This is a genomic window from Aeribacillus sp. FSL k6-2211, from assembly GCF_037966125.1.
GTDB lineage: Bacteria > Bacillota > Bacilli > Bacillales > Aeribacillaceae > Aeribacillus > Aeribacillus composti.
On sequence record NZ_CP150190.1, the window covers coordinates 3019314 to 3034738 of the forward strand.

The 15425-nt window shown below is 37.2% G+C and carries 11 protein-coding genes; 6 read left to right on the top strand and 5 right to left on the bottom strand.

Annotated features, from left to right (window positions below; all coding sequences use genetic code 11):
- The first annotated feature begins 12 nt into the window (after positions 1–12).
- On the top strand, positions 13–492 hold the full coding sequence (locus NSU19_RS14585; RefSeq protein ID WP_339197051.1) for a GAF domain-containing protein: 480 nt from the start codon (positions 13–15) through the stop codon (positions 490–492).
- A gap of 145 nt (positions 493–637) precedes the next feature.
- Here the strand turns inward: NSU19_RS14585 and NSU19_RS14590 are convergent, their stop codons facing one another.
- The gene (locus NSU19_RS14590; RefSeq protein ID WP_339197054.1) at positions 638–2443 is read right to left on the bottom strand and encodes a sensor domain-containing diguanylate cyclase; all 1806 of its coding nucleotides are present in this window, start codon (positions 2441–2443) and stop codon (positions 638–640) included.
- Between the two features lie 385 nt (positions 2444–2828).
- Here NSU19_RS14590 and rpsD point away from each other — a divergent pair, with 385 nt between their 5' ends.
- A complete protein-coding gene (rpsD, locus tag NSU19_RS14595) occupies positions 2829–3431 on the top strand; it encodes a 30S ribosomal protein S4 (RefSeq protein WP_063387361.1) in 603 nt (200 codons plus the stop codon).
- Between the two features lie 336 nt (positions 3432–3767).
- Complete coding sequence (locus NSU19_RS14600; protein WP_339196354.1) at positions 3768–4883, top strand: IS4 family transposase; 1116 nt, start codon at positions 3768–3770, stop codon at positions 4881–4883.
- 1400 nt (positions 4884–6283) lie between these two features.
- Here NSU19_RS14600 and NSU19_RS14605 read toward each other — a convergent pair.
- Both NSU19_RS14605 and NSU19_RS14610 read right to left on the bottom strand, forming a co-directional pair.
- Positions 6284–6607 carry a hypothetical protein gene (locus NSU19_RS14605; RefSeq protein WP_339197057.1) on the bottom strand — a complete coding sequence of 108 codons (324 nt, stop codon included), beginning with the start codon at positions 6605–6607 and terminating at the stop codon, positions 6284–6286.
- Positions 6579–6749, bottom strand: coding sequence for a hypothetical protein (locus tag NSU19_RS14610; RefSeq protein WP_339193219.1), 171 nt, complete (start codon positions 6747–6749; stop codon positions 6579–6581). The genes NSU19_RS14605 and NSU19_RS14610 overlap by 29 nt, the downstream gene beginning before the upstream one ends.
- Positions 6750–7034: 285 nt before the next feature.
- Here NSU19_RS14610 and NSU19_RS14615 point away from each other — a divergent pair, with 285 nt between their 5' ends.
- Together NSU19_RS14615 and NSU19_RS14620 are read left to right on the top strand one after the other, a co-directional pair.
- Positions 7035–8408, top strand: a complete 1374-nt coding sequence (locus NSU19_RS14615) for an IS1380-like element ISGsp2 family transposase (protein WP_327847978.1) — start codon at positions 7035–7037, stop codon at positions 8406–8408.
- Positions 8409–8689: 281 nt separating this feature from the next.
- Positions 8690–9322 carry an RNaseH domain-containing protein gene (locus NSU19_RS14620; protein WP_339193220.1) on the top strand — a complete coding sequence of 211 codons (633 nt, stop codon included), beginning with the start codon at positions 8690–8692 and terminating at the stop codon, positions 9320–9322.
- 32 nt (positions 9323–9354) lie between these two features.
- Here NSU19_RS14620 and NSU19_RS14625 read toward each other — a convergent pair whose 3' ends face one another.
- Positions 9355–9513: a hypothetical protein gene (locus NSU19_RS14625; RefSeq protein WP_339197060.1), complete on the bottom strand. Its 159-nt coding sequence runs from the start codon at positions 9511–9513 to the stop codon at positions 9355–9357.
- Between the two features lie 404 nt (positions 9514–9917).
- On the opposite strand from NSU19_RS14625, the gene NSU19_RS14630 reads away from it, so the two are divergent.
- Positions 9918–13694 carry an AAA domain-containing protein gene (locus NSU19_RS14630; RefSeq protein ID WP_339197063.1) on the top strand — a complete coding sequence of 1259 codons (3777 nt, stop codon included), beginning with the start codon at positions 9918–9920 and terminating at the stop codon, positions 13692–13694.
- Between the two features lie 216 nt (positions 13695–13910).
- Here NSU19_RS14630 and NSU19_RS14635 read toward each other — a convergent pair whose 3' ends face one another.
- On the bottom strand, positions 13911–15419 hold the full coding sequence (locus tag NSU19_RS14635; RefSeq protein ID WP_339200010.1) for an IS66 family transposase: 1509 nt from the start codon (positions 15417–15419) through the stop codon (positions 13911–13913).
- Between the last annotated feature and the right edge of the window lie 6 nt (positions 15420–15425).

Here is a 15425-nt window from a genome sequence, read left to right on the forward strand (position 1 = left end):
TGAGGAATTTCCATGTTTGTCGTCGAAAGCTATAATGGAACAAAAGAAGAAAATTATGAGCTTGTGTTAAAACAGCTTACAGCATTGATTGAAGGGGAAAAAAATGTCATAGCGAATTTAGCTAATGCATCCGCCTTGTTGAATCAATTTTTGTCAGAAATCAATTGGGTTGGTTTTTATGTAAAAGACGGAAATGAGCTTGTTCTCGGACCTTTTCAGGGGCTGCCGGCATGCGTTCGAATTCCTATTGGCAAAGGTGTATGCGGAACAGCTGCTTTCGAAAAAAGAACGGTGAGAGTGGCTGATGTAAATGAGTTCCCTGGACACATCGCCTGCGACGCGCGATCACAATCGGAAATCGTTGTCCCGCTTATTAAGAACGATGAGGTAATCGGTGTGTTAGATATTGACAGCCCGATTAAAAACCGATTTGATGAAATAGACCAAAGATATTTAGAAAAATTCACGAATATTCTTACAGAATACCTTTAATAGCCTTGTTTTTCAAACGCCGGAAGTCGTGAACAGGTGGAAATGAGCATTCAACTTTTGAACCCTTTCAAATGATTTAAAAAAGGGTCCCTAGTTACGATCTGTCAAACGATTTTAACAAATCAGAGCAATACCTAGGAACCCTTTATGCTCTTTCTTGGTCTAAAACCGATACTTGATTTTTTCCATTGCGCTTTGCCTGATACAAGGCATCATCTGCTCTTTTAAAAAGAAGGGCAGGCGAATCATTTTTATGGGCTGCATCCCAACAGGAAACACCGCATGAAACTGTTACAGGCGGTTTCGTTGATTTCCGCACAGCTGAAACAATTCTGTTTGCCACTTCACATCCGATTTTTAAACCCACTTTAGGAAGATAAATGGCCAGCTCTTCTCCGCCCCATCTAGCTCCTACATCTTCCTCCCGTATGTTGTTCCTTATAGTTTTAGCAATTTGAATAAGCACTTTATCGCCTACTTGGTGGCCATACGTATCATTGATTTGTTTAAAATTGTCTACGTCTATTAAAATTAATGTGCCTCTTTGGTCTTCTTTAAACGATTGATGAACAACCTCGTCAAAATATTTTCTATTAAAAAGATTTGTAAGCGGATCTGTGATCACGAGCAATTCCAGCTTTTCCCGAAGCATGGAGTTCGTAAAGGCGAGTGTAGAATGAGACACAAGCGATTCCATTAATTTGTACATATCAAACGTGAAGGAATACGGTTCTTTACGCAGCACAACAGCAAATCCGATGATTTTTTCACTGTCGATCATCGGAACAGCCATTATTGATTTATAAACGGCTTCCCCGAGAATGGAATTGGAAATATCGCCAGTGAATACACTATTTTGCTCCAATATATTTTGTGCAACCCAATCAACGTAAGCCTTCGATTCATCTGAATGGAAAAACGATGTACTTTCTGAAAGCATGTTCCATTTTTTATTTTCATCAAAAATAAAAAAAGCGGCCTCATCTGCAGAAAATGAACGAAGCATTCTTTTAACCATGTATTTCATCGTATCTGAAATCCGCAAGTTTTTATTAATTTTTCGAGCCGTATCATTAATGAGCTGCAAATCGTTTACATGCTGCTTCGACTGTTCATACAGCTTGGCATTTTCCAGCGCTTTGCCGCCGGCCTTTGCCACTTTTTCGATCATATCGATTACGTCATCGATTTGTTCAATATGAAGTGGGATATGTACATCAATTAATCCATAAACACCCTGTCTACCTGCAATCGGGACATAAATATAGAGCCCGTTTGACGAGCTTCTTACGACCATATCGCCTTTCAAAAAGGCTGTCATAGCTTCCTCATACTGATCTATTTCCTTCTCCAAATTTTTCACAGGAATTTCATGTCCTAATGAATAATCCATTGGCAAAATGAAATGGCATAATAGGTCGGGATACATTTGCCTCAAAGTGTTATAAAGCTTGTTTAACACTTCTTCTTCTTTCATAATGGAATAAAGTTCATCAGTTAATAAAAACAATTGATAATATTTTTCTTTAAGCGTTTTTTGCAAATATAATTTTTTTCCGTGAAAAAACATGGCAAAACATATTTTAGAAATTTTTTCTAGTTGTTGATTAGAAAGTTTGTGAAGTACACGGCCTCCTCTGAATTCCAACAGCATTTTTGGAGAGGATTCTGTCGAATACTGCAAAAACAAGCGTCCTTTTTCTTTGTAAACTACAAATTGTTCATCGTCTTTGAAGCTAAATGATTTCGAAACACCTTTTACATCGTCATTGCTCGAGTATTGGCATAAAAAAAGATTCGAACCGATCTCTTTCCAAATCGACACATTTTGAAGATTAAATGCTTTGATTAAAATTGCAAACATTTCATTAATAAATTCATCGAAATGCTGTCTGTCCGAATCATTCATAAGTAATCGGAAAAATAAGTTTTCAAAATGATCCCAATCCATACTCCACCACCTATAACCGGGAAAATAGACCTTATGACTTTAATAGTATTATAACATGAAGCACATTTTTTTTTGTGAAAAAATTGGTATTTTTTTCACAAAAAATAGAAATGAATGTGTGAAGTTCGTCGGATTAAATATTCCTTTTCGCTGACAGCAAAGGAAATAATCTTGACACCGCTCATTTAAAATCATATAATGATCGTTGTGTAAAATATAGCAGCCTAAGGATTCGACAATTATGATGTCATTTTGTTCCTCAAATCTGAGGTGTACCGTGTAACTCTCTGCTGCTGGAGCGAAGGTACATGAAAACAAAATGTGCATAATTGAGAGAATCAGTCTGTTTGTATTTTACAATCGAAAATACAAAAGGAGGAGCAATATGTCTCGTTATACAGGTCCTACATGGAAAATTTCCCGCCGTTTAGGCATTTCTTTGAGCGGCACAGGCAAAGAGCTTGAAAAACGCCCGTATGCACCTGGTCAGCATGGTCCAGGCCAACGGAAAAAACTTTCTGAATACGGCTTACAATTGCAAGAAAAACAAAAGCTTCGCCATATGTACGGAGTTAACGAACGTCAATTCCGCAATACTTTCGTAAAGGCGGGCAAAATGCCGGGTATTCACGGTGAAAACTTCATGATCCTTTTAGAGTCTCGTTTAGATAACATTGTTTATCGTCTTGGCTTGGCTCGCACTCGCCGTCAAGCACGCCAATTGGTTAACCACGGCCATATTTTAGTGGATGGAAGCCGCGTGGACATTCCGTCTTACCAAGTAAAACCAGGCCAAACGATTTCTGTCCGTGAAAAATCCCGCAACCTTCAAATCATTAAAGAAGCGGTTGAATTAAACAACTTTGTTCCTGAATATTTAACATTTGATCCGGAAAAGCTTGAAGGAACATACACTCGTCTGCCTGAACGCTCTGAATTGCCTGCGGAAATTAACGAATCGCTCATCGTTGAGTTCTACTCTCGTTAATAAAATTAGATTGTATAATTCAGTATTTAAAAACCCTGAAACCCTTGAGAAGAAAGGATTTCAGGGTTTTTTTGTTTCAATTTAGGTTTGATCACAATTTGATCATAATGTATTATTTTGGGGCAAGTGGGGCTGCTTTTGGAGCTACTTTTTATAAAAATGCGGACAGATGCTGAATTATTTTTATATACATGAACACTAGCATTGCAGTAATTAAATCTGATGATTCAAAATACTAAGAATGTTCAATTTTTTATTGATTTCGAAACAAAAAAATCCTTTACAATGGAAGTACAGGTGGTTCCTGTCCAAATCCAATCGTAAAGGATAACTGTTATGGACAAGAATACACTAATTTCATCATTTGGTAAATGGGTTTCACCCATAAATATTCAAAAACTTAGCGAACAAGTCAAAGAATTGAAACAGGACTATTACACAAAAAAGCTGACAACAGAAGCCTATATTAAACTTTTATTGGTAGCCCAGCTGCTCGAATTTAAGAGCTTAGAGGAAATGAGTGATGCACTTGTAGACGAAGATCTTCAAAAAGCACTCGGATTTGAATCGATAAGTGCCTCTCAGCTATCCCGAAAAAACAATCAGATCCACCCACTAATTCTTGCAAATTTGTTCTTGGATCTTGTTTGGAAAATTCAACGGTACCATTATAAAAACGGAAAGAATATGCCACTGAAAATCATTGATTCAAGTACACTCCCGTTGAATTTGACCAATTATAAATGGGCAAAATTCCGGAAAACAAAAGCTGGTGTAAAGCTACACTTACGGCTCGTTTTCATGGATAAAGACACCGTCTATCCTGAAAAAGCAGTGATTACGACAGCAAAAGAACATGACCGAAATCAACTCGAAGTCCTAGTGGATGATCAAGAAGCCATGTATGTGTTTGACCGCGGTTATGTGGACTATGAACGTTTTGATCGGATGACAGATGATGGCTATTTCTTCGTTTCAAGACTGAAGAAAAACGCAGTCATTCGTGAAGTCTATACATTTTCACTTCCTGATGATTGTCACGTTCTATCCGATAAAATGGTCTACATTGGTACCACACAAAATCGTACTGAAAATGTCTTTCGTCTACTAGAAGTTATGGACACAAAAGGGAACTTACTTCGTTTCATCACCAACCGATTTGATTTAAAACCAGAAGAGATAAGTGATATTTACCGATCTCGCTGGGCTATTGAACTCTTTTTCAAATGGCTCAAGCAACACGTAGAAATTAAGCACTTTTATGGAATGAGTGAAACAGCTATTCAAAATCAAATTTTCTTAGCCCTGATCACGTATTGCTTACATGTTCTCATTCAATTGGAGATGAAAAGTAAGAAATCCCTACTTCGAATTACTCGTTGGTTAAAGAGAGCTCTGTGGAAACCAGCTTATGTTTGGTTGCGAAAATTTGATGGGCGAGCCAGTCCATAATCTCCCTTTTGTCGTTGTCGCTCTGGTTTAACTGTATATATTTACCAAATGGGCAGTGCCACCTTTCTTTAGGTTTTGTCTTTTTGGCACAAATTCACAAAAAATAATTAACAGAAAATTCTAACTATATTTATGCAATGCTAATGATACATGAAAGTACCAAAATGAGATTTAGAGCCTGTGGAAATCCTTGAAATCGTATCAGTAAATTCAGATCTATCACGATTCATAAAATGTATGTGCATAGTAAAACGGTTTTATAACTGAAAATTTTCCCTATTTTTAACCAATTCTTTTTACTCACATAAAATACACGGGACATTTGCTCTATTGAATTTAAATTGTTTAGTTTTGTGCCTGCATGCCATATCGTTGCAGAAAAAAGCTTGAAGACTCACTTCTTAAAACAAAAAAAGGAATTGAGTGCATAATGAAGAATATTTATATACGGCAATATTCTATTAGATTTATTTGTAAAATCCCAATAACGAATGCTTTCACAGCTGGTGAAATAATATCGATTAACGATCTTCTAATGAAATAGATGCTGATACATCGGATGACGAAGCAAAATTTGAGGTAGGAATTTAGTTCTTTACTCAAATTTAAAATTAAAAGTTGATGATGAGTAAGAAATCAATTTTTTAAAGGGGCTGCCTGATGAGTCCCTAAAATGAAGGATTTGGGAGAAATACTACTGTGAAGGACAAAAATAATTGAATAAAATTTGTAAATGTCCTTCATAGAGGCAATGAAGCCCAACAAGAAGCAATTATATGTGCTGAATGTCCGTCAGAAAACTTTTGAAGAACCAATTCAGAAAGAGGGAGCATAAGAAAAGTCCTTCATAAGACTTCTGAAGGATATAAAAAGATAGAAAAAATGGTCTGCCCGATAAGTCCCTAAAATGAAGGGGCTCGAAAAAGTCAGTTAACCCTGACTTTTTGGACAGCTCCTAGTTTCTTTAAATATTACAGTATTTCACGCAGGGGGTGGACGATATATTGGATGATTTTAATTTGATTATATTCTTATGGAGAACTTCATTTGTTATTTCAATACTTACATTTATAATTGGTTTACTCCATCGTTCTTGGCTGTTTATGCTTATTAGTACTGTAACATTTTTACCAGTTGCATATTATTTTCTCGGTGCGTTAAACGCATGGCGGTTAGTTGGATATATACCAATTTTATTATTTTCACTTACAGTCCTGTTCTGGTTTCTTAAAAAAAAAGAAATAAGAGCGGAGAGAAAATAAAACGACAAGATCTTCCTCTTCAACAAAAGTATTTGAATAGACAAATGAAAAGATTGACCATAAAATTTGGCCAATCTTTTTTGCATAACCGTGTTATGAAAAAACAAGTAGAATATTGAAAAATCCAAGATTTAACATTCAATTGTTTTTCCTTTTCCCAAAGCCTACCGCAAGTCCTAGAAAAATATACGCATAGGACAGGATGATTAATTCCAAAAAGCCAAATTTATGAAAAACAAGCGCATCAGGTGCCTCCTCATCGATATAATATCCTGTTCCTACCATATAAGCTCCGACCAATAAATAAATTACAATGGATATTACCAAAAAAATTTTACCGGAAATCTTAAATTGATATTTAGAAATAGCTAATCCTATTAAAAATAAATAACCTAAACCGAGTAAGATCAACAAGATGGATATATATGTAGGTTCATAAACACTTGGTTCCATAACATTCATAATCATCTACACTCCTTCTCACAAACAAAAGTGTTCCATCATTCTCTAAGTTTGGGGCATCGACAGAAACCGATAGCTCCGAGCCCGCTTCTTGATCGTCTATGTCAATTTTCACTTCAAATCCATCTTGCCGAGAGATCACCTCTTCCCCCTTCTCCGCAGTCGGAACTGTTTCTAAATCTTCAATTAAATCACAGGGCAATTCGTCATATATACAGGCGATGATAATTGTCTGAAGATTACTTTGTGCATTTACTGGAAAACTCGTATAAAAATAAGGGCAAAAAAGTGCAATGAAACCAAACAAATATTTTTAATTTTCATATAATTACCTGAATCCGTGACAAAACATCTTTACAATGGTCGCAAACCGTTGATACGATAAGGGAAAACGACGTTGACGATTCTTCATCAAGTAGGTGATGTGATGAAAGATTTCCCGATTCGGTTTGTATTGACAGATGAAGCGATTACCCCAAGTGCTGGGCTTGCTCTCGTTGGCTACTTACTCCATCGAACGAAACTGGATAAACGGGTAAACGCACTTCGGCTTCCAACGGTTCGTCGAGAAGTGCACATTTCCCATAGCGATGTCATTCGCTCGATGATTGGCTTGCTTGCCACAGGAAAAACGGATTTCGATCATATCGAAGCGTATCGTCAGGACGATATCTTTTCGGCATCGATGGGGATTCAGCACGTGCCTTCCTCTCCAACCTTGCGACAACGACTCGATCAGCTCGCTTGTCTTCCGATGACCGAAACGATTCTTTGGGAGGAGTCCATACGTCTGTTGATTCAACGACATGCCACTTTGTCCCCTTGTTGGACCAAAGGAAAGACGACATGGCTTCCCCTTGATATAGATGGTTCCCCATTTGACAACTCCGATACGAAAAAAGAAGGAGTCAGTCGAACGTATAAAGGATTTGACGGTTTTACACCGTTGTTTGCGTATGCAGGGAAGGAAGGGTATCTCGTTCATGCCGAGTTGCGTCCAGGGAAACAACATGTGCAAGACAACATGCCCTCGTTTTTAGTCACCGCTATCCGTCGAGCTCGTCAACTGACTTCATCTCGTCTGCTTGTTCGCATGGATGCAGGAAACGATGCAGAAGCGAATGTGCACGTATGCCTAAAGGAAGACGTGGACTTTGTCATCAAGCGAAACTTACGCCGAGAATCGACAGCGCTTTGGTTCCAGATCGCTTCGCAAAAGGGCAAACGTGTCGATGATGGACAAAGCGAAGGAGTACAAACCTATGAGCTATGCCTTCCACAGAAGGCAGCGATCGATGGAAACACGTATACGTACGTTCAAGTCACCCAAGTGACGGAACGGACGATGGAACGCAATGGACAGCTGATGCTCGTTCCTGATTATGAAGTGGAAAGCTATTGGGTGCGGCTCAAAGGATACGAGCATGTTCGAATGAGCGATGTGCTCGCGTTGTATCATGACCATGCGACATGCGAACAGTTTCATAGCGAACTGAAGAGCGACTTAGATTTAGAGCGGCTTCCATCTGGGAAGATGAAAACGAATGCGCTCGTGTTGGTCATGGGAGCCTTCGTTTACAATCTTCTTCGTCTGATTGGACAAGATCTATTAAGCGATCCGAGACATCCGTTGCACCACAAAGTGAAACGCCGCCGCATCAAGACGATTATTCAGACGGTGATCACGATGGCAGGGCGACTCGTCCGTCGATCACGACAGATCTGGATGAAACTGACGCGAAGGAGTGGCTATAGCGAGCCCCTACTGAACGTCTATCAGAAATGGAGAGAGGCAAGATAACGAACGAATGTTCGGGCACTGATGTCCAACGTCACTCCCTGTGCTTTTTTGTCTATTTTTTTGGTTCGTATACCTAAAAAAGAGATTTGTTCCATTTTCGGAAATAGAGATGACATAGGTCATAAGCATAAAAGGGGTTTTATGGATTATCAATCCATCAAAATTACAACAAAATCAAAGTCGATTTCAATTCATCACGGATTCAGGATAATTACCTATATAACTAGTATTTTACAATTAAAATAAAATTTGACAAGCTTTTCTTTATTGATAAAGGGTGGTTGCCGATTGATCAATCGATTATATCGCTAAATACTGAAACGATTCAAAAGTCCATTGTAAAAACAAGTATACGCTCTTGGATTGAACAAGAAATAGAACTTTTATTAGAGGAATATCCAGATAAAACAATCATTTTATTACTAGATTCTGTATTTCGTTATAATCAGAAATGGGCCGAGCTTCGAAACGAAAATGTAAGCCTTTATGAACTTCCTTTCCAAAGTGATCTATTAAAGTACAATAATCGGATAAAAGTAATCCGGATTAATACTACAGAGGAAGTCCCTTACTATGATATTACAGACGATAAGAAGGAATTTACGAAAAAATCGGGTCTTTTTCGAGATGAAAAAGGAGTTTACTACAGTATTGGAATAAGACCGGAATCTTTACAGTCAAAAAATGACGCTGTAAAAGTTGATATCCCACATCAATTAATCGGAAAGCAAAAAAATGTAGAATTGATTATAAGCGGGGGGCATTCACAGGAAGAAAGGGATCGCTTAGCTCTTATGTGCCATAATTTAAGAAGAGCTAATTTAACCTATGACGCTTCAACAAAATTACCGCTACCAATGCATTGTTTAGAGACTTTAAAGGATTATATTGAAATTTTTTTAAAACTAACATGAATAGTGTAGGGCATTATAGCTGAGCTTATAAATCATTTCGTTGGACCAGAGAAAAAAGATGATGGTGAGTTTACGTTAATGATGTTGAGTTGATGAAGAATGTTTACCACAGAAGCTGTTTGGGCTTCTGCTTTTTGTTTTTGTGACATGATTCGACAATTCATTCCTTTCTCAAACATTTCTTTGATCACAAAAAATTCCCCCGCGCTATCACGAACCATAGCTCCTCTTATGGACACTATGGTTCTATTGTAAGTGGGGAATTTTATCACAGCTATATTGGCGATTTTATCATCAGCTTTAACAACCTAACTGATAAAAACGTATCATTATATTTTTACCTGTTGGTTTACGTTCCACAGAGATACATCCTCTCGATTTTATTGTAGAGACTTAACTAAGATGTGTCCTGGAAAACTATATTAACTCCATTGATTGTTATTTTACTTTTTAATTTTTAAATAATTCTTTGATAAAAGTCGTATTTTGTCTTTTAATGTAAAATACTGAAGGTTATAATGAAAAATAGATTTTTAAGTATAAAAATGATGCTTTTCAATATAAATAGTTAAGAAAATTTATCAAAGGTGATCGTATGAAACAAAAGCTTATACATTTGAAAGATCGACTTAACGATCTAAGTAGACGGAACCGATCTATACGAATGTTGAAACTTTACGATAAATGGGCTTTTGATATCAGTTCTATTAATAAACTTAATCAGATTAATCCGGAAACGATTTTGGAAAAGATTGTTGATCAGAAAGGTAATGTAACTTTATTAAAACAAGATGTAAATAATGAAGATAGTTTAATTTTATCTAATAAATTAACAACTCTTTACCGCAATATTAAAGGAATTGAAGAAGAAACAGGGCTTTATGATTTGTATGTAGGGTATCCTTACATAACTGGTTATATGTTAGACGGAACTTTTATTCGAGCGCCTTTATTTTTATACCCAGTAAAATTAGAAAAAACAAAAGCAAGCGGTATTCAATGGAAATTATTTTTGGAAGAAGGGGATCCACAACTAAATCGAACATTATTCTTAGCATTTAAAAAATTTAACGGGATTAATGTAACAGAAGATATTTTTGATGAAGCTGAAGAACAGGCAAAAACGGTAAATTTCTTAAAGTGGATTTCTTGGTTAAAAAATCATTCATTAAACATTCTTTGGTCAAATCAAACCACTTTACAGTCTTTCAAAAATTATACGAAAGATACAATACCTCAATATAAAAAAGGCGAATTTGAACTCGAAAATATAGCAATATTAGGTAATTTTCCTCAAGGTAACTCTGCGCTCCTAAAAGATTATGATGAATTAATAGCACTCGCAGAAAATTATAATACTGATTTTGGAATATTAGGAGAGCTTTTGGGGGTTGGTGAGAATTTTTATGAAGAATCCATGGAAAACGACGAATTGGAAATAAATAAAAAACAAGAAAAAAGAGAAAATGAAAAGTTTTATGTCTTAGATTCTGATGCATCCCAAGAAGAAATTATTGAAGAAATTGATTATCAGAAGGGACTAGTTGTTCATGGTCCACCAGGAACCGGTAAATCTCAAGTAATCGTTAACTTAATCGCAAACTCCATAGCACAAAATAAAAGAGTTTTGTTAGTTTGTCAAAAAAGAGCGGCATTAGATGTCGTTTACCAGCGTCTAGATTTGTTAGGATTATCTTCTCATGTAGCCCTTTTACATGATGAGAAAAATGATCGAAAAACTTTATATCGCAAATTGTTTACTTTACTTGAAGAGAATAAATCGATTGAGGAATATGAAGAAGAGCTAAAACAAGTTTCCGCCAAAATTGAAAAATATGAATCCGAACTGAATGCTATCGCAAAAGGGTTATATGAAGTTCAAGATCACGGGTTTAAGGCATATGATTTATACGGACTTGGAAAGCCAATATCAGAAATTGATACAATTTTAGAGCTAGAAAGTGTTTTATCTTCTTTAAATAAAGATAATCTTGAAGATGTATTAATGAAAATATTTTCATATGGAAGTTATTATGCACGGTTTGGATCGAACAGCTATCCTCTAAAAAATAGAAAATCTTTCGCACATTTAGATTTAAAAGATCGGTTAACAATTGTTGAAATATTAAAAAATGTGATTGAAAAAGCAGAAAAAAGCATTGAGTATTTGGATTCCTTTGATCAAAAAGACATTACTCCAGAATATAGCTGGCTTGTTAGTGATAAATTAGAAAAAATTTACGATGACTTAAATCCGAATGAAAAGAAAACCTTGCAAAAACTAAGACTTTGGTGGTGGACATCTTTTACAGGAAGAACCATCGTTGAAGAACTTTTAAACGGTGAAAAATTCAAAGGGATTTCATCAAAAGAGTGGCCAAAATTAAGAGAAAGTCTGCGTATCCTTTATGAACTTTCAATGGTTTCAGAAAAAATGTCTAAAGAAGTGGAAACACTTAAAACCTATTTTTCAAAAGAAGCAATTGATCAATTTAATGCCAGAATTACAAAAGGTGATATACCATTAAAAGAATTTCAACAACAACAAGAATTTGTTATACAAGATTTTGAAGAACTTAGAAATATGGATCGGATTTATGAAGAAAGTTTACCTTTCATTAAAACCATCATAGAGATGCTGAAAGAAAAGACCGGAGATAATATTCATAAACAGATTGCTGATGAATGGGTTGATATTGTAAGGCAATCAGCTTATATTCACTGGATCGATCAAATTGAAAAAAAACATCCTATTCTAACAAAAATCGGGACAGATGAGTTTGAAAAAATACGTAAGGATTTTAAAGAACTATTAATCCAAAAAAGGGATCTAACAATAAAGGTCCTTATGCATCGATTGTTAAAGAGGATGCAAAATGTTAAACAAATGAATAGTAAAGCGATGAAAGAATTAAAACATCAAGTTGGAAAGAAAAGAATGATCTGGCCAGTACGAAAATTGGTTAGACAGTTCTCTTTAAATGGTTTACTTGACGTAATTCCTATTTGGCTTACATCACCAGAAACGGCTTCAGCCATTTTTCCATTAGAAAAAGATTTATTTGATGTCGTCATTTTTGATGAAGCTTCACAATGTACGGTGGAAAACGGTTTACCTTCAATTTATCGTGGAGCGAAAATCGTGGTTGCTGGAGATGAAAAACAGCTTCCACCTTCCAACTTATTTAAAGGTGAAGTTCAAAGTGATGAAGATGATGAAGAGCATATGGAGTTTGATGAATCAGAAAGCCTTTTGAATTTAGCAAAAAGAATATTACCTGAAAAAATGTTACAATGGCATTACCGTTCAAAATCTGAAGAGCTGATAAACTTTTCAAACCATGCTTTTTATAATGGCAACATACAAATAGCACCGAATGTAGAACCATTAAAAAAACCTGCTGCTATTCAGTGGCATAAAGTCGATGGCAGATGGATCAATCAGTGTAATGAAGTTGAAGCAATTGCTGTAGTTGAATTACTAAAGAATTTGTTTAAGTCTGACCCATCAAAATCCGTAGGGATTATCACATTCAATGCAAAACAACAAGATAAAATACTTGATATTATTGATCGCAACATTGAAGAAGACAAAGAATTCGCTGTTTTATATCAACAAAACATGGCTAAAGAATTAGATGAGAGACTATTTGTAAAAAATATTGAAAACGTCCAAGGGGACGAGCGGGATATTATTATCTTTTCAATCGCTTATGCCAAAAATGAGGAAGGAAGAGTATATAATCGATTTGGAACTCTTGGTCAACAAGGTGGAGAAAATCGTCTAAATGTTGCCATTACACGTGCCAAAGAACAAATCCATGTAGTATCTAGTATTGAGCCTAATGAATTAAATGTTTCTAATACAAAGCACGATGGCCCTAAGTTGCTGAAAAGTTATCTAGAATATGCAAAGGCAGTTTCTTTATTAAATAGGGAAGAAATCGAAAGAATTCTAATGGAGTTAAACGAAAACAAAAATACAAAGAAGCAAAATACAAATATAGTGTTTGATTCTCCTTTTGAAGAACAAGTATACAATCAACTAACGAAAATAGGATATAAAGTAGACACTCAAGTAGGGATGTCAGGATATCGGATTGACCTAGCAGTTGTCCATCCTAACAACCCGCAAAAATATATTTTGGGTATTGAATGTGACGGCGCAATGTATCATAGTTCCGCTTCAGCAAAAGAAAGAGATGTTTACAGACAACGCTTCTTGGAATCTAAAGGTTGGACAATCACAAGAATTTGGAGCCGAAACTGGTGGAAAAATTCTACTGCCGAAATAGAACGGATCGATCAGATGATTAAACAGATAATAAAAGAAGAGAATTTGAAAAAGCAATTGCAATATAGCTCTTCATAAAGAAGGTGTACCCTATATGGTACGCCTTTTTTGATTGGATAATTTTAAAAAATATAACAGTTACAAAATTAACACCTACAATAAATTCATTTATAAGTGCCTATGCATTGCGCTCCCAAAAGTAGACAGTATAAAATCGGCTAGAGTAGAAGGAATCAAGGTTAGTAAGCGTAAAGTAATCCCCACCTGTATTCAGATGGGGATTTCATGTATGCTTTATTTAGATTTTTTAGGAACACGGCATTCCTGCGGAAGCGTCGGTGACCATGGCAGGAATTCAGCTAATTTTGTTTTATCTGTCGTATCTATATTGGGAAGCTCTTGAAACAGATAGCTAAGGTAGTTGAATGGATCCAACTCGTTTTCCTTGGCTGTCTCCACAACACTATAGATGATCGCACTAGACCTTGCTCCTTTTGATGTATTACTGAAGAGCCAGTTTTTGCGACCGATCACAAAAGGTTTAATTGACCGTTCCCCGCGATTATTATCGATCTCCAAACGGCCGTCCTCTAAAAATGCCTCCAACCGCTCCCATTGGTTACGACAATACTTGATCGCTTTGCCAAGTGCGCTTTTTGGCAGTACGCGCGGCATTTGCTCTTTAAGCCATGACAAAAAAGCCTCAAGCACGGGTTTGCTGTGCTCCAGCCGTGCTTGATAGCGCTCCTCTGGACTTGCATCTTTAAGCTTGCGCTCAATTTCAAAAAGTTTATTGCAATAGGCCAGACCTTCCTTTGCTTTGACGGTGGAAGTGCTCGCCGATTCAGGCAGTGCCTGCAGGGCTTCTGTGAATTTGCGGCGGGCATGGGCCCAGCACCCGACCAATTTCACATCGGGGAGGACGTTATAACCCGCATACCCGTCCACATGCAAATATCCCCGGAAGCCGTCCAAAAAACGGCGTGGGTGCTTGCCTGCACGGGTTTGCTGGTAATCGTATAAGACGATTGGTGTATCCCCGCGACCGGTACGATAAAGCCATATGTAGGAAGTCGATGTCGCTGGCCGGTCCGGTTCAGACAGGACCTGCAAGGTTGTCTCATCCGCATGCAGACGATCCTTCTGTAGGAGGTGCTCATGCATCTCATCGTAAATGAGGCTAAGCCAAGTTTGAGCCCCATAAATTGTCCAATTGGCCAGCGTTTGCCGAGGTATGGACACGCCAAAGCGTTCCAGTTGTTTCTCCTGGCGATACAGGGGCATACCTTCTATGTATTTTTGTGTCATGGTATAAGCCATTGACGACGGAGACGCTAGGCTTCCAGGGAAAACAGGTTCCGGCATCTTCGCTGTCACAATAGGTGTGTTCAGTTCATGACGCTCACAGTGACGGCAGCTATATACATGACGCACATGTTCGACTACTTTCACTTGGGCAGGAATGACTTTCAATTCCTTGCGTACTTCTGTGCTCATTTCATGCATGGCACCGCCACAGCACGAACAGACCTGTTCCTCATCAGACAAACGGTATTCGATCGTCTCTGTAGGCAGGTTTTCAAGCATGCGTTTGCGTTGGCCGTGTTGTTTCTTGCGTCTATATGTCATCGTCTCAACGGTAGGCTCTTCCATAGCTGGATCAGCCGTGGACTCGGCTTCGTTGAAAAGGGAGAGCTGGTCCGGATGGGTCTTCTCGCTGGAAGCTCCGAATAGGCGTTGCTGGCTGAGGCGGAATTGTTCCTCATACCATTTTAATTTCGCTTCCAACTCTTCCTTTTCCATTTGGAG

Excerpts from the sequence above, each read along its gene's own strand:
- NSU19_RS14585 (WP_339197051.1), top strand. The coding sequence starts at position 13 with ATGTTTGTCGTCGAAAGCTATAATGGAACAAAAGAAGAAAATTATGAG.
- NSU19_RS14590 (WP_339197054.1), bottom strand. The coding sequence starts at position 2,443 with ATGGATTGGGATCATTTTGAAAACTTATTTTTCCGATTACTTATGAAT.
- rpsD (WP_063387361.1), top strand. The coding sequence starts at position 2,829 with ATGTCTCGTTATACAGGTCCTACATGGAAAATTTCCCGCCGTTTAGGC.
- NSU19_RS14600 (WP_339196354.1), top strand. The coding sequence starts at position 3,768 with ATGGACAAGAATACACTAATTTCATCATTTGGTAAATGGGTTTCACCC.
- NSU19_RS14605 (WP_339197057.1), bottom strand. The coding sequence starts at position 6,607 with ATGAATGTTATGGAACCAAGTGTTTATGAACCTACATATATATCCATC.
- NSU19_RS14615 (WP_327847978.1), top strand. The coding sequence starts at position 7,035 with ATGAAAGATTTCCCGATTCGGTTTGTATTGACAGATGAAGCGATTACC.
- NSU19_RS14630 (WP_339197063.1), top strand. The coding sequence starts at position 9,918 with ATGAAACAAAAGCTTATACATTTGAAAGATCGACTTAACGATCTAAGT.
- NSU19_RS14635 (WP_339200010.1), bottom strand. The coding sequence starts at position 15,419 with ATGGAAAAGGAAGAGTTGGAAGCGAAATTAAAATGGTATGAGGAACAA.